15 protein-coding genes are annotated in these 14,666 nt (G+C 43.2%); 5 read left to right on the forward strand and 10 right to left on the reverse strand.

All coding sequences use genetic code 11. From position 1 onward, the window contains the following. Positions 1-3 precede the first annotated feature (3 nt). The 9 genes from ABS301_RS04790 to modA form a co-directional block, all read right to left on the reverse strand. Complete coding sequence (locus tag ABS301_RS04790; protein ID WP_349671129.1) at positions 4-1,377, reverse strand: nitrogenase component 1; 1,374 nt, start codon at positions 1,375-1,377, stop codon at positions 4-6. Next, complete coding sequence (locus ABS301_RS04795; RefSeq protein ID WP_349671130.1) at positions 1,377-2,975, reverse strand: nitrogenase component I subunit alpha; 1,599 nt, start codon at positions 2,973-2,975, stop codon at positions 1,377-1,379. Before ABS301_RS04795 ends, ABS301_RS04790 begins: the two co-directional genes overlap by 1 nt. 15 nt (positions 2,976-2,990) lie before the next feature. Next, positions 2,991-3,374: a P-II family nitrogen regulator gene (locus ABS301_RS04800; protein WP_349671131.1), complete on the reverse strand. Its 384-nt coding sequence runs from the start codon at positions 3,372-3,374 to the stop codon at positions 2,991-2,993. A 14-nt stretch (positions 3,375-3,388) separates the two neighbouring features. Continuing rightward, positions 3,389-3,712 carry a P-II family nitrogen regulator gene (locus ABS301_RS04805; RefSeq protein WP_170824258.1) on the reverse strand — a complete coding sequence of 108 codons (324 nt, stop codon included), beginning with the start codon at positions 3,710-3,712 and terminating at the stop codon, positions 3,389-3,391. A gap of 24 nt (positions 3,713-3,736) precedes the next feature. Next, on the reverse strand, positions 3,737-4,555 hold the full coding sequence (gene nifH, locus ABS301_RS04810) for a nitrogenase iron protein (RefSeq protein WP_502877939.1): 819 nt from the start codon (positions 4,553-4,555) through the stop codon (positions 3,737-3,739). A 321-nt stretch (positions 4,556-4,876) separates the two neighbouring features. Beyond that, entirely contained in the window at positions 4,877-5,089 is a 213-nt protein-coding gene (locus tag ABS301_RS04815; protein ID WP_104435614.1) for a TOBE domain-containing protein, read from the reverse strand. 91 nt (positions 5,090-5,180) lie between these two features. Beyond that, the gene (locus ABS301_RS04820) at positions 5,181-6,230 is read right to left on the reverse strand and encodes a sulfate/molybdate ABC transporter ATP-binding protein (protein ID WP_349671133.1); all 1,050 of its coding nucleotides are present in this window, start codon (positions 6,228-6,230) and stop codon (positions 5,181-5,183) included. A gap of 1 nt (position 6,231) precedes the next feature. Then, complete coding sequence (gene modB / locus ABS301_RS04825; RefSeq protein WP_502877949.1) at positions 6,232-6,939, reverse strand: molybdate ABC transporter permease subunit; 708 nt, start codon at positions 6,937-6,939, stop codon at positions 6,232-6,234. Positions 6,940-6,956: 17 nt separating this feature from the next. After that, entirely contained in the window at positions 6,957-7,856 is a 900-nt protein-coding gene (modA, locus tag ABS301_RS04830; RefSeq protein ID WP_349671135.1) for a molybdate ABC transporter substrate-binding protein, read from the reverse strand. Positions 7,857-8,133: 277 nt separating this feature from the next. Here modA and ABS301_RS04835 point away from each other — a divergent pair, with 277 nt between their 5' ends. Further along, positions 8,134-9,111, forward strand: coding sequence for a substrate-binding domain-containing protein (locus tag ABS301_RS04835; protein ID WP_349671136.1), 978 nt, complete (start codon positions 8,134-8,136; stop codon positions 9,109-9,111). Here the strand turns inward: ABS301_RS04835 and ABS301_RS04840 are convergent. Next, positions 9,108-10,265, reverse strand: a complete 1,158-nt coding sequence (locus ABS301_RS04840) for an MFS transporter (protein ID WP_349671137.1) — start codon at positions 10,263-10,265, stop codon at positions 9,108-9,110. The genes ABS301_RS04835 and ABS301_RS04840 overlap by 4 nt on opposite strands. 297 nt (positions 10,266-10,562) lie before the next feature. Between ABS301_RS04840 and ABS301_RS04845 the strand changes: the two genes are divergently transcribed. The 4 genes from ABS301_RS04845 (at position 10,563) to ABS301_RS04860 (ending at position 14,665) form a co-directional block, all read left to right on the forward strand. Beyond that, the gene (locus ABS301_RS04845; RefSeq protein ID WP_349671138.1) at positions 10,563-11,804 is read left to right on the forward strand and encodes a cation:proton antiporter; all 1,242 of its coding nucleotides are present in this window, start codon (positions 10,563-10,565) and stop codon (positions 11,802-11,804) included. A gap of 162 nt (positions 11,805-11,966) precedes the next feature. Further along, a complete protein-coding gene (locus tag ABS301_RS04850; protein ID WP_349671139.1) occupies positions 11,967-13,508 on the forward strand; it encodes a DUF1538 domain-containing protein in 1,542 nt (513 codons plus the stop codon). Further along, positions 13,492-14,202 (forward strand): hypothetical protein, encoded by a 711-nt coding sequence (locus ABS301_RS04855; protein ID WP_349671140.1) that lies wholly within the window; start codon positions 13,492-13,494, stop codon positions 14,200-14,202. Before ABS301_RS04850 ends, ABS301_RS04855 begins: the two co-directional genes overlap by 17 nt. Before the next feature lie 79 nt (positions 14,203-14,281). Then, positions 14,282-14,665, forward strand: a complete 384-nt coding sequence (locus ABS301_RS04860; protein WP_349671141.1) for a BlaI/MecI/CopY family transcriptional regulator — start codon at positions 14,282-14,284, stop codon at positions 14,663-14,665. Position 14,666 lies beyond the last annotated feature (1 nt).

Consider the following 14,666-nt stretch of genomic DNA (forward strand, 5'->3'; position numbering starts at 1 on the left):
GATTTACATGACTACATCAAAATCTTCGTCTGCCGCATCCCGGTCCTGCCGGTCCATCATGGCGTCTACGATCTTTTCCGTATACCGGATTGCACCTGCATACCCAACAGTCGCCTGTATGGGATTTCCATAACGGTCCAGTACGGGAAATCCCATCCGTACCAGAGGAATATCTTCTGCCTTTGCAATCTGTTTTCCATAACTGGAGCCTAAAAGAAGATCTACAGACTCATTTTTAATTAGCTGATGGAGATAAAACAAATCCGTATCTGCCTTTACCACATATTCGCTTTCATCTACACCATACTGATCCATCAGCTCTTTGATCTCTTTCTCCCAGCGAACTTTGGGTGTACCGGTTATAATATATCTGGGTATCATTCCCAGTTCCAGACATAAGGAGGTGAAGCCGTACACAATGTCAGGATCTCCATAAATGGCGGCTTTCTTTTTATATACATACTGGTGGGAGTCCAGCATTAAGTCCACCAGTCTGCCCCGCTCATCTTCCAGTTCTTTCGGAACCTCTTTCTTTGTAAGCTTCTGAAGCTCCAGTATGTACTGATCAGTCAGCTTGACTCCGACCGGAACTGGAATATTGGAGAAAGGAACTTTATATTCCTTTTTTAAATACTCCGACGGTTCCAGAGAACAGTAGATTCCCATGGAGATCAGCTTTTCACAATCTCCCAGTGCCGCTATATCTTTGGCCTTGGTTCCTGCATTGTCATGAAAATATTCACTCTTTCCATCCATGGGGTGATCCAGTATCCCCTCGTGATCAGGAAAATAGATATAGTCTGCGCCCATCAGCCCTGCAATCTTCTTTAACTCCCTGTCGTCTCCTGGATTAACCCAGCCTGGAAAGATGGCTGCTTTACCATTGGGCGTCCCGGTTTTCTTTGTCATATACTTCATGAAACCAATCATCATGTTGGAGAATCCCTGAATATGGGAGCCTTCGTAGGAAGGGGTACTGGCATAAAGAACGGTTTTCCCTTCCGGCACTTCCATATCCATAATATAGGAACCAACATCATCACCGATGGTTTCAGAAAGACAGGTGGTATGGATTGCCATAATATCCGGTTTATAGATGTCAAATACATTCTTCACTGCTGTGGTGATATTGCTGCGTCCTCCAAATACCGAAGCACCCTCTGTAAAGGAGCTTGAGGAAGCAATGGCAGGCTCTTTAAAATGCCGGCTTAACACCGTTCTGTGATAGGAACAGCACCCCTGTGATCCATGGGAATGGGGCATACACTTTTCGGCACCCAGTGCGCAGAACATGGCGCCTACAGGCTCACAGGTTTTGCAGGGATTAATGGTCATGTGGCGGTTTTCCATAATTTCTTTTGGTGTTAATTCAAGCATCAGCCTGCACCTCCTAACGTTCCTTCTAACATCGGCATGGTCTTCCACGGCGGCTTTACCAGCGACCAGGCGTTGGTATAAAGACTCATGGTTACATCTCTTCCAAAATTGACTGCTCCCCGAAAGCCTGCATAGGGTCCGGAGTAATCATAGGAATGCATCTGGCGGGACACTACTCCCCCATGCTGTATGGCGTATTTATCTTTGATTCCGGAAAAGAAAATGTCTGGTTTATACTCTTCAATCAGCTGATCGGTTTCAAACATGTTGTAATCGTCTACTACCATATAGCCTTCCTTCATATCTTTTACCATTCCGTTGTAGGTATCCAGCTCCACCCCCTGGTTTCGCAGACTGGTTAAATCTTCCACAGAGTATCTGTCATCATATCCAACAGCTCTTTCAACCGATATTTCTTCAATGTTTTTCGAATCTGCATCTGCCTTGATCTGGGGTATGACATCCCGCCCTTCGTAATCATCCCGGTGGGCAAATTCATAACCGGCAATGGTGGTTTCCATACCAAAATCCCTTAAAAGCATCTGGTAGTGATGGGAACGGGAGCCTCCTACAAAGATACCCGCTGTTTTTCCTTTTAATTTGGATTTGTAATATTCCATATCCTCATTAATTTCTGCCAGTTCCTCTGCAATCACTTCCTCTGTCCGCCTTGTAAGCTCCGGATCGTTAAAATATTTAGCCATCATACGCAGTGATTTAGAGGTTGCCCCTACTCCGATGAAGTTCACTTTCAGCCAGTCAACTCCATATTTTGTTTTCATCATTTCCGCTATGTAATTAATGGACCGGTGGCACATGACAAGATTTAAATCTGCCAGATGGGAATTTTTTAAGGTTTCGTAGGAACCGTCTCCGGTAAATACAGATACTACTTCGTATCCGATTTTCTTTAAGATTCGCTCCTGTTCCCAGCCATCGCCTCCGATGTTGTATTCACCCAGGATATTGACGCTGTATTTTCCCTTTGGCGCCTCTTCCCCTTTTCCGATTACATAGCGCATCAGTCCGTTGTTGGCAATGTGGTGACCGGCTGACTGGGAAACTCCTTTATAGCCTTCGCAGGAATATCCAATGGCTGTAATGCCGTATTTTTCCTCTACTCTTTTTGCCACCGCCTGCACGTCATCACCAATGAGACCGATGGGACAGGTGGAACAGATGAAAATGCATTTGGGATGGAACAGCTGCATGATCTCATCGATTCCCTCTTCCAGCTTCTTTTCTCCTCCAAATACAATATCCGATGCCCTCATATCCGTACAAAAGGAATATGGAACAAAGTTTGGTTCGCCTTCATAAGAAGGTTTTGCCTTATTCCTTCTGGTTCCCCAGGAATAGAAGGCACATCCAATGGGGCCATGTGTGATAACCACAGAATCTTTGACAGGCCCTACCACAACGCCTTTACAACCTGCATAGCAACAGCCTCTTGCTGTAATAATTCCAGGTATTGCCCTTGTATTTGCTGTAATCTCATCCGCATTTTCTCCGAATTCCAGCTGGGTAATATGACTTTTTCTATTTTTAAATACTCTGGATGAATATTTATCCAGTAATAAATCTCGTTCCTTTGACATCTCCCTCACCTCCTGTCAATAAGCCTCAATTGTGCTTTCTCCGCTTCTGACGGTATAAGCCTCATAAATGGGAAGCACAAATATTTTTCCGTCACCGGGATTTCCTGTCTGGTTTGTTTTTATCAGGATATCCACCACATCCTTCACCTGGGGATCTTCTACAATCAACGTAATCAGCCGTTTTGGAATCCAGCGGAACGATTCTGTTAAATATTCTCCTTTGGGAGACATGGGAAGCTCCCCCGTTTCCAGAACCAGGGACAAAAGCTCCGGATCAATCCGCTTCTTTCCTCTTCCTAATACCGGTCTGCAGGTAAATGCAGGAAATCCGCCTTCTGCAAGCGCCTTCTTTGTAGGGTTTATTTTGTTCACCCGGATAAATGCCATTACTTCTTTCATAGCAATCGTTCCTCCTAAAGTCCCTGCTTTCCTGTGCTGATGGTGTAGGCATCTTCTACAGGAGATACAAAGATACGTCCGTCTCCGTAATTGCCTTCCCCTGTTCTGGCAGTTCTCATAATCACCTTAACCAGATCATTCTTGTCTTCGTCACTGCAGAAAAACAACAGCATTTCTTTTGGAATTTCATCGTAGTGAACATCACCTACCGTAATTCCCTTTTGTTTGCCCCGTCCATATACATCCATCTTGGTCACAGCCTGAAATCCAGCTTCTGATGCTTCCTTCATAACATAATCCGCTTTTTCCGGCCTGATAATCGCTCTCACCAATAACATAATATTTTCTCCTCTCCTGACCCCTTAGTCCATAACTCCGTACTGCATTAAAATTTCTTCCAGTTCATCAATTTTCATCGGATTTGGAATGACAAACATTTCATTGGCATCCACTTTTCTTGCCAAAGTACGGTATTCATCTGCCTGAGGCTCCTCAGGAGAAAAATCGATTACAGTTCTTTTTCTGATCTCAGCCCTCTGAACTGCATTGTCACGAGGTACAAAATGAATCATCTGCGTTCCGATCTTTGCAGCTACTGCTTCCACAAGATCCTCTTCCTTATCCACCTTTCTGGAGTTACAGATCAGACCTCCAAGTCTGACACCACCGGTCTTTGCATACTTGGTAATTCCTTTAGAAATGTTATTTGCCGCATAAAGCGCCATCATCTCGCCGGAGCAAACAATATAAATTTCCCGTGCCTTTCCTTCCCGGATTGGCATTGCAAAGCCTCCGCATACAACATCACCAAGGACGTCATAGAATACATAATCCAGATCGTCGGTATAGGCTCCCAGCTGTTCTAACAGATTAATGGAAGTGATAATACCCCGGCCTGCGCAGCCCACACCTGGCTCCGGTCCGCCGGATTCCACGCCTTTGATTTTGCCGTAACCTACTTTTAACACCGCATCCAGCTCAATATCATCGCCTTCATCCCGAAGGGTATCCAGTACCGTCTTCTGTGCCAGACCTCCTAAAACCAGTCTGGTGGAATCCGCTTTCGGATCGCATCCCACGATCATAATGTGCTTTCCCATCTCTGCCAGACCTGCCGTTAAGTTCTGAGTCGTTGTGGATTTACCGATACCGCCTTTTCCATAGATAGCAACCTGTCTCATAACCAATTCCTCCTTACATAAAAGAAGAGGCGGAAGGCAGATCTATTACAGATCCTGCCATTCCACCTCTTTGTGAATAGAAAATGAAAAAGTAACCCTGAAGTTTTGTCGACGACTTAGGTTGTTATCACTATATATGTTTTCATCTTTGAATTCAATACTACACAATGCACAAATATAAATCTTCAAACTGGCTATTTACAGTATTTTATACAAACTAATGCTTGTTATCTAAAAATTATTCCATCTAAAAAAATAACAGCCTGCCTGGTCTGCCGCTGTGATAAAAGAAAAGGAGCCGTGTCACCGGCCCCTTCAGTTTTATGAATCTATTCCAACCATAACAGAAGTCGCCTTTATGATGGCATATGCATCTGACCCAACTTCCAGCTTTAAATCCTTTACTGATGCCATGGAGATCGTGGCAGATATAAAATTACCTCCTCCGATGTCTATGGTTACGATTGCGTTTACTGAGCCGGACTCAATCTCTACAACCTTTCCCTTTAACTGATTTCTGGCACTTATTTTCATACGATCAGCCTCCCTCTTAATCCGGTTATTTTTATTCATAATAAATATTGTCCATGCTTTTGTCAATCTATTTCAAAAATACCTAATAAAATTAAGACAAAAGTAACAGATCTTCCTTTGGGAATTTTAAATATAATGGGATTGTTTCCATTTCTTCCGCCTCATATTCTTTCTTTTCCCAGATCCACCAGATTTTGGAGGATGACAACCTGGAAGCATTCTGAACTAAATATTGCCGCTGAAAGGTTGTATGGGCACTTCCTGCAAGAGAGATTTTCATTGTGTTCTCTTCCTCAGGATTGGCAGCCGGCACCAGATTATGACCTCTGATTCCAATGTAGCAAATGGAGTCTTCAATTGGTTCGGCTGTTTTCAGTTTTATCCCCCAATCCAGCGCATATAGCTCATAGTCGCTGATCCGTTCTATGGGAGAAATATTTTTGCAGCCAGTCAGTCTTGCCGCTTCTATTCTTAAAGGTTTCTTAAAAATTTCCTTTGTAAGCCCCTTTACAACACTTTCTCCATTGGACAGCAGGATCATATGATCACAGAACCGGTAAATCTCGTCTCTGGAATGAGAAACAAACAGCACATCTCCACTAAATTCCTTTAACAGTTCCAGCATCTCCAGCTGGAGCGTATCCTTTAGAAATCCGTCCAAAGCGGAAAAGGGCTCATCTAACAGAATCATTTCCGGCTTACATAAAAGCATGCGTGCCAGTGCTACCCGCTGCTGCTGGCCTCCAGATAACTGGGAGGGAAGGCGCTTTTCCAGTCCCTGCAGCTGAAAACGCTGGATCTGTTCCAAAATCTGGATCCGCTTTTCCTTATCCCTGCCTGTCAGGGATATTCTTAAATTTTCCTCCACTGTCATGGTGGGAAACAAGGCGTAATTCTGAAACAAGTACCCCACATGGCGTTCCCTTGCCGGCAGATTAATTCCTTTTTCGGAATCAAAAAGCACTCTTCCATTGTGAATGATTTTTCCGCTGTCCGGTTTTTCAATGCCTGCCACGCACTTTAAAGTCATGCTTTTTCCGCATCCGGAAGCCCCTAATATTCCCATGCATCCTCTGTCGGTTTTAAATTCCACATCCAGTTTAAAACCATGGAAATTTTTTACGATCCTCGCTTCCAGCATATCAGACCCACCCGCTTCCATTCTTTCTGTTTTTTCCTGATATTACGTTCATTGCTGCTACAATAAAGAAGGATAAAAGGACAATGACCAATACCCAGAATCCAGCCGTGTCCCAGTTTCCACCAGTCACTTCCGTAGCAATTGCCACGGATACCGTTCTGGTTTTGCCCAGAATATTTCCCGCCAGCATGGTAGTTGCACCGTACTCTCCTATGGCTCTTGCAAAAGAAAGTACGGTACCGGAAGCCAGCCCCGGAGCAGCGATTGGTACCACAATTTTCCAGAAAATTTTGCGTTCCGACAGTCCTAATGTTCTTCCTGCCTGAATCATGGTTACGTCTACCTGTTCAAATGCGGCTCTGGCATTGCGGTACATAAGTGGAAAGGCTATAACAAATGCTGCCATAACGCATCCCGGCCAGGTCTGCACCAGCTTGATATCAAAGTTATCCAGAAGATATCTTCCAAAGGGTCTTCTCAGGCTGAAAATCAAAAGAAGAAAAAAACCTGCTACCGTTGGAGGCAGCACAAGGGGTAGTGTAAGAATTCCATCCGCAATGGCTTTTGCCGTATTATTAAGTTTCATAATCTGCCTGGCTGCACCAATTCCTAAAAAAAAGGTCAGTACAGTGGCCACAATTCCTGTTTTCAATGACAGATAGAGCGGACTCCAGTCGATGGTTCTAAGTATTTCCCCCAATGCATTCACCTCCTTCATACGGTCTCTTATTCTGTATATTTGGTAAAACCTGCTTCTGTAAAGAGCTTCATTACACTCTCATCACTGGTTAAATATTTCTTAAATTCTGCTGCTGCTTTTTTCTGATCCTCACTGGCTTCCTTGTCCTTAATCAGACCCACCGGATAGACAGCGGGATCAATCTTAGTTTTATCCGCCTCTGCTATAATCTCAACTTTATCCGGCATGGAAGCGGCATCTGTAGCATAAACCACACCTACTTCATTGCTTCCCTCTGCAACTGCGGTTAAAACTGCAGTCACGTTGGCCCCCTCGTTGATCTCCATTTTCATAACCTGATCCAGGATTCCCATATTAGTAAAGAGTTTTCTGGCATACTGCCCCACCGGTACATCTTCTCCTGCAAGTGCAAGACTGGAAGCCGCCGTAATATTCTCAAATCCGGTCACTGCTGTCTTTTCCCCCTCGGGCTTAATAAGTACAACCTTGTTTACAAGAAGGTTTGTATCAGAACTCTCTTCTACCAATCCTCCATCCTTTAATGCATTCATCTGCTTGGGTGCTGCTGAAAAGAAAATATCGCACTGGGCGCCCTCCTCAATCTGTTTCTGAAGAGTACCCGAACTGTCCGCATTGTAAATGATATTTACTCCGGGGTGTGCACTTTCATAATTCTCCTTAATCTTTTCCATGGTGTTTTTCAGGCTTGCTGCAATAAACACATACACATCAACCGGCTTCGCTTCCTCTGTCTTTGCAGTCTGAACAGCAGTTGTTGTCTCCTGAGCTTCTGATGTTTCAGATTGTTCTGACGCCGCCTGTGTGGCAGGAACCGCTTTTCCCCCCGCCTGACCGCAGCCTGAAAGCAATCCCCCAGCCAGTGACACCGCCATCATAATTTGCAGAAATCTTTTTCTTTTTTTCATCTTTTTTCCTCCTCATTTTTAGATGAAGCCTTCCTTAAAGAAGACTTCTGATTCATTAATGATCTGTTTTGTTCTGTTTTGTTCTGTTTTGCAAGTATTTGTTTATTTTAAATGATACACAATTAAAAGTCAATATTCCTATATCTTCAGATTATTTCTTATTTTTCTGGAATAATTAATAAATTTATTTCAACATATCAGTTCTCACCTTTGATTGACAAAAAATAAACCTTGTTATACCATAAATAATAATGAGGCAGGGGAAAGAGGATATCACATGGAAAAAATTTACAGACCCCAGGAAGTAGCGGATCAGCTAAAAATCAAAAAAGCGACCGTATATGAATTAATTAAACGGGGAGAATTAAAATCCGCAAAGGTGGGGAAGCAGATCCGCATCAGCCAGGATCAGCTTGATGAGTATCTCACCAGAACAAATCAGAAAAAAGAGGCGGCCGGATTCACCAATGTTCTTCCTCCCGTTATGGATATCCCCCGTTTTTCAGCCGATCAGGCCAGCAGACAGATGGACTATCTTCTTCATACAAACGGGCTTATTATTAACAGTCAGGAATCCAGAACGGTTGAACTGCTTCGCAGTCTGCTAAGTCAGAGAGATAACAGTCTGCCACTCCTTCATTCTTATATGAACGATTACAACAGCCTTTATTCTCTTTATTATGAGAAAACCCATATGGCACTGACCTGTTTTTGCTTTGAACAGTTTGAAGAACGGATCAGCCAGATCAGTCATTTCCTACCGGGGAAAGAAGCTGCGGTCATTCATATCTGCACATTAAAAACAGGCTTTTATGTAAAAGAAGGAAATCCAGATCATATAAGCAGCCCAAAGGATTTATGCCGCCCTGAAATTAAATTTTTAAACCGGGAAAAGGGAAATGGCCTGCGGATTTATTTAGACCGGATACTGACAGAGAAAAAAATAGACAGGTTCCTTATTAGGGGTTACGGAGATGAAAGCCTGTCTCACATGTCATCTGCCAATGCGGTTGCTTCCGGGCTTGCTGATGTCAGCATGGGAGATCTCTCCCATCTGGCTGCATATCCCCATATGGATTTTATCCCTTTAAAAGATGCATCCATGGATCTGGTCATACTTAAATCTGCCATGGAACAGCCAGCCTTTAGGGCTCTTCTTGAAACAATCCGTTCCATGGAATTTAAAGACAGTCTCCTGCATTTTAACGGCTATGAAACCATACACACAGGAGACGTCAGCTCTACCACACCTTAGTTGTTTTGATCCATTTTTAAGTGGGAAATTACAAAAAGTACGCCGCCCGCAGTACACAACAGGCTGCCCCAAAGCATGGCATAGGTAAGGTCAACGGCGGCAGCCTTCCCAAATATGAGATTGGTTCCCGTCCCGCATGCCTCCCCAACCACTGCATAGATACTAAGTACAGTAGCCCGGTCTGCAGAAGTAACCCGGCAGTTTTGCAGCCTGGCCTTTAATGGCCCAAACAGAGAGGAAGCAAGCCTTAATAAAATGATGCTAAGAACGGAAAGCAGTCCATTTCTAGTCTGGAAAAGAACCAGGCAGGAGATACCCCCGCATAAAAACAAGGCAACGGTAAAAGGAAAGATCCCCATTTTTTTATTCAGCCGGCAGGACCACATACCACCCGCAATTCCTGACAATGTGACAATAATAAAAACATAGCCCATTGTCTTTGGCTCCATTCCGCATTTCACATACTGCAGCTGGTTTAAAAACACAGTGATCGTCTGATTTGTCTCCTCAAGCAGTGTAATTCCCACCATGCCAAGAAGAAAATACCGGTCTTTTACCACGTCAAGAAAGGTGTGAAAAAAATGCATGCTGCTTTTTTTCTCTTTCTCCGGCTCTTTTACTTCGAATAATCCAAAGACAAGAACGGCTGCCACTCCATATGCAGCCATGGTTAAAAAACCTGCCAGCCTGTAATTTCCCCCAATAAAAACAGAATAGAAAAGAGAAGCAAAAAGCAGACCCGCCATTCCTAATGACTGGTAAATGCCAAATACCTGCTGGCTTTCTTCCTCCCGGCAGGAAAGATAGAGTATGCTTAAATCACAGCCTGACATTCCTGCCATCACCACACTGAGCAGCAATCGCTCCAGTAAAAATAAACCAAATCCGTCCGCTTTCCAGAAAACCACCTTGGAAATAAAATAGATTCCCCAGGTGATAATCATGGTCTTTCTATATCCGATCCGGTCCGCGACCAGTCCCCAGGGCATCTCAAGAGCAATACACAGAGCAAGAGAAATGCTTTCGATTACTGTAATTTGAAGTACGCTGACACCTGCTGCCTGTCTGTAGAGAGTGGCTACAGGTCCATAAAAGACCAGTCCCTGCAGAAAGGAAATGGCATAAAGCAAATATATGTTTTTTTTATCTTTCATATTTTCTCCAATGATCCGTATTTTACAAAATAACAGGTACCAAAAATAAGCTCTGTTTTCACAGTGCTTTTTTTAATACCAATCTTTATGAATTTTTTCTACGTGGGATCATATGATGAGAAAATAGATAATGGCATAAATCTGCCCTCCGGATTTTGTAGTGAATTACTTTGTCACTATATCATGAAAACGGATGCATGTAAAGATGAGACAAACTATTAGTAACAATTGACAGTAAGATCCAATAGGAGTAAGATGAATTTTGTTGATCTTATATAATTAAAAGGAGGGGTTTGTATGGATTACAGCTTTTTGTTAAATCTCACAATTATTCTTTTAAGCACTAAGGTTTTAGGTCTTGTAACGCGTAAATTTCACATGCCGCAGGTAGTAGGAGCACTGTTAGCGGGAGTTATTCTTGGCCCTGCCATGCTGGGCACACTCCATGAAACCGAATTCCTTGATAAACTGGCGGAAATCGGTGTGATTGTCCTCATGTTTTGCGCTGGTCTGGAGACAGATACCGCAGAATTAAAAAAGAGTGGTAAATCAGCGTTTATCATTGCACTGATCGGTGTCGTCGTTCCTTTATTCGGCGGCTTCGCTGTTGCTTCTTTCTTTAACCGCCCTGGCGTGATTTCTTCCGATGCCACCTGCTCTTTATTTCTTCAGAATATGTTTATCGGAGTGATTCTCACTGCAACCTCCGTAAGCATTACAGCTGAAACATTAAAAGAAATCGGTAAGATAAAGACCCATTCGGGCAATGCTATCCTGGGAGCGGCCATTATTGATGATGTACTGGGAATTATAGCACTTACCATCATTACAAGCACCACCGATCCCAATGTCAATCTGTTTGCTGTCTTATTAAAAATTGCCGCATTCTTTGTCTTTTCTGGCATTGGCGGTGTTTTAATCTATAAAGCATATTCCCGTTGGAGCAACGACGCGGAACGTGGCTTACAACGCCATGCCATCGCTGCTTTTTGTCTCTGTCTTCTCATGTCTTATATCGCAGAACACTTTTTCGGCGTGGCCGATATTACAGGAGCCTACATAGCCGGAGTTATCATATCCAACACCCAGAAATCCCAGTTCCTGACCTCTAAATTTGACACCCTGTCCTATCTTCTGCTCTCACCGGTATTTTTTGCAAGTATCGGACTTAAGGTAGAACTCCCGTCCATGACACCAGCAATTATTCTTTTTGCATTTCTTTTAACCCTTGCTGCCATACTAACAAAAGTAATTGGCTGTGGAATCGGAGCCAAGATCTGCGGTTATAAGAATTATCAGAGCATCCGGATCGGGGTTGGTATGATTTCCAGAGGAGAAGTTGCACTGATTGTTGCAGGAAAAGGACAACAGCTTGGACTTCTTAGCGGTGATTTTCTGGGACCGGTGGTTCTTGTTGTCATTATTACCACAATAATCACACCAATCGTGTTAAAACCGGTCTTTCGCATTGGTCCTTCTGTGCCCTTTACAGAAACCAGACTGGGAGAAAGTTATGAAGAAGTCTCCAAATACAGGTAATTGTTAACAAAGCTCTAACAAAATTATAGTTGCACTCGCAACTATTTTTGTGTTACACTTAATATAATCGAATCGAGTCAGAGTTGCAAAGGCATGATTTTTGCTTCTTCTCAGCCTTTGCACCACTGACTCAAAATAAAACGGACAACAGGAGGTATTCGCTTGAATCAAAAACTAAAGGAAAAAATTATTGAATCCCTTTCATCTGTACTGCCCGTTACATGCATTGTGCTGATTTTGTGTATAACCATTACACCCATGCCGCTTGATCCGCTGATGCTGTTTCTGGTAGGTGCAACCTTACTCATTATCGGAATGGGCTTTTTCACACTTGGTGTAGATATGTCCATGATGATCATCGGGGAAAAAGTTGGAAACCATCTGGCAAAATCAAAAAAATTACCTATTATTATTTTTGCCTGCTTCATCATTGGTTTTATTATTACCATTGCTGAACCAGATCTTCAGGTTCTGGCTGGTCAGACCCCTGCAGTACCTGACATGGTGCTGATTCTTTCTGTCGCAGCCGGTGTAGGAATCTTCCTCGCCCTGGCCTTTTTAAGAACTCTGCTGGGTTGGAATTTATCAAAACTTCTTCTGATCTGCTATGGAATACTCTTTGTTATCGCGATTTTTGTTCCAAAAGATTTCCTGGCTGTGGCTTTTGACTCCGGAGGTGTAACCACCGGACCCATTACCGTTCCATTTATCATGGCCCTTGGCGTAGGTCTTTCCTCTGTTGGAAGAAGTAAAAATTCAGGCAGCGACAGCTTTGGTCTTGTGGCCCTCTGTTCTGTAGGACCGATTCTTTCAGTCATGATTCTAGGGTTACTCTATGGCTCCTCTTCCAGCAGCTATGAACCCACGGTAATTCCTGCCTTCACCAATTCACAGGATCTGTGGCTGGCTTTTCAGCATGAACTTCCGGTTTATGCAAAGGAAGTCTTTCTGGCTTTGTTTCCCATTCTTTTATTTTTTGTAGTTTTTCAGATATTTTTCTTAAAACTAAGACAAAGACAGATCATTAAAATACTGATGGGAATACTGTACTCCTACATTGGACTCACATTGTTTTTAACCGGTGTCAATGTTGGATTTATGCCTGCCGGCAATTATCTTGGAAAACAGCTGGCCTCTCTTTCCTATAACTGGATTATGATTCCCATCGCCATGCTCATCGGTTATTATATTGTAAAAGCAGAACCTGCTGTTTTAGTATTAAATAAACAGGTGGAGGATATCACTGGAGGTGCCATTTCAGAAAAAACCATGATGACAGGATTATCGGTAGGTATGTCAGTTTCTTTGGGATTATCTGTCATAAGGATTTTAACTGGCCTCCCTCTTCTTGCACTTTTAGTCCCCGGATATGCGCTGGCACTGGGTCTTTCCTTTATTGTACCGCCCATCTTTACATCAATCGCATTTGACTCCGGCGGTGTTGCTTCCGGTCCCATGACGGCTACTTTCCTGCTTCCGTTTGCAATGGGCGCATGTGAAGCAGTGGGCGGTAACATTGTGACTGATGCCTTTGGAATTGTTGCCATGGTTGCCATGACACCCTTAATCACCATTCAGCTGATCGGTGTGATTTACCATTTTAAAACGAAAAAATCCAGTTCTTTTGCAGGGGTTGCCTCAATTGATATGGAACTGGAATTTATTGAATTAGGAAAGGATGAAGCAGATGACTTCCAATCATAAAGTTTACTGGATTACGGTTATTGTAGACCGTGGAAAAGGCGAAAAAGCTGCTTCCGTTTTCAAAGAATACAATCAGGAACTGCTGCTTAATGTCAGAGGACACGGAACAGCCAGTTCTGCAATTAAAGATTGCCTTGGGCTTGATGAGCCGGAAAAGGACCTGGTAATCGGAGTGGTTGATCAGTCAGCCTCCCAAAGCCTGATATCCACGCTTCATAAAAAACTGGAGCTGGATAACCCTGGATACGGTATCGTATTCACCATTTCTCTGTCAGGAATCAGTGCCGCGGCTTCGAACCTTCTAAACTCCGGCATTGCAGGCAATGAGAACCATTTATCTACAGATTATCACAAGGAGGATCATCCTATGTCAGATACAAACGCGTATGAATTAATTGCATCCGTCATAAATACGGACCTTTCAAACCCTATTATGGAATCCGCACGAAATGCAGGCTGTAAAGGCGGCACACTAATAAAAGCAAGAGAACTGGGCGGAGATTCTACCAGTAAACTGTTTGGGATGACCGTCTCAAATGAAAAAGAAATTCTTCTGATGCTGGTACCTAAAGCAGATAAACAGGCAATATTAAAATCCATTTGTGAAACCGTATTAAAAGAAACAGGAGAACGTGCCATCGCTTTCTCTCTTCCAGTGAATGATGTGGCTGGTTTAAGCTCACTTATAAAATAATCGGCCTCTGCTTTCTTGACACTGTGGCTCTAAACTCTTATAATATATGTATTACAGTTGTAAGAACAGGAGAATGAGTATGAGCCACCTTCCGCAAATTTCTGAGGCAGAATATGAAGTGATGAAGGTACTTTGGAGGTATGCTCCAATTAACACCAACGAGGTAACTGAAAAACTAATCCAGACAACTGACTGGAATCCCAAGACGATTCACACCCTGTTAAAGAGACTGGTTCAAAAGGGGGCTGCTACCTACACCAAGGAAAGCCGTGTGTTTATTTATACTCCTCTTATTAATGAGGACGACTATCTCAAGAAGGAAAACAGCCACTTTTTAAACCGGTTCTATAACGGCAGCATATCCGGTATGGTAACAAACTACATGAACAGCAATCATATATCCAGCGAGGACTTAAACGAGCTGAAAAAGCTTCTTTTTAAGGAACATGGGGAGGAAACATAAT

The organism is Lacrimispora sp., from assembly GCF_031982545.1.
In the GTDB taxonomy this organism is placed as follows: domain Bacteria; phylum Bacillota; class Clostridia; order Lachnospirales; family Lachnospiraceae; genus Lacrimispora.

What these genes read in the sequence shown, in the direction of transcription:
- ABS301_RS04790 (WP_349671129.1), bottom strand. Translation starts at nt 1,377, where the DNA reads ATGCTTGAATTAACACCAAAAGAAATTATGGAAAACCGCCACATGACC.
- ABS301_RS04795 (WP_349671130.1), bottom strand. Translation starts at nt 2,975, where the DNA reads ATGTCAAAGGAACGAGATTTATTACTGGATAAATATTCATCCAGAGTA.
- ABS301_RS04800 (WP_349671131.1), bottom strand. Translation starts at nt 3,374, where the DNA reads ATGAAAGAAGTAATGGCATTTATCCGGGTGAACAAAATAAACCCTACA.
- ABS301_RS04805 (WP_170824258.1), bottom strand. Translation starts at nt 3,712, where the DNA reads ATGTTATTGGTGAGAGCGATTATCAGGCCGGAAAAAGCGGATTATGTT.
- nifH (WP_502877939.1), bottom strand. Translation starts at nt 4,555, where the DNA reads ATGAGACAGGTTGCTATCTATGGAAAAGGCGGTATCGGTAAATCCACA.
- ABS301_RS04815 (WP_104435614.1), bottom strand. Translation starts at nt 5,089, where the DNA reads ATGAAAATAAGTGCCAGAAATCAGTTAAAGGGAAAGGTTGTAGAGATT.
- ABS301_RS04820 (WP_349671133.1), bottom strand. Translation starts at nt 6,230, where the DNA reads ATGCTGGAAGCGAGGATCGTAAAAAATTTCCATGGTTTTAAACTGGAT.
- modA (WP_349671135.1), bottom strand. Translation starts at nt 7,856, where the DNA reads ATGAAAAAAAGAAAAAGATTTCTGCAAATTATGATGGCGGTGTCACTG.
- ABS301_RS04835 (WP_349671136.1), top strand. Translation starts at nt 8,134, where the DNA reads ATGGAAAAAATTTACAGACCCCAGGAAGTAGCGGATCAGCTAAAAATC.
- ABS301_RS04840 (WP_349671137.1), bottom strand. Translation starts at nt 10,265, where the DNA reads ATGAAAGATAAAAAAAACATATATTTGCTTTATGCCATTTCCTTTCTG.
- ABS301_RS04845 (WP_349671138.1), top strand. Translation starts at nt 10,563, where the DNA reads ATGGATTACAGCTTTTTGTTAAATCTCACAATTATTCTTTTAAGCACT.
- ABS301_RS04855 (WP_349671140.1), top strand. Translation starts at nt 13,492, where the DNA reads ATGACTTCCAATCATAAAGTTTACTGGATTACGGTTATTGTAGACCGT.
- ABS301_RS04860 (WP_349671141.1), top strand. Translation starts at nt 14,282, where the DNA reads ATGAGCCACCTTCCGCAAATTTCTGAGGCAGAATATGAAGTGATGAAG.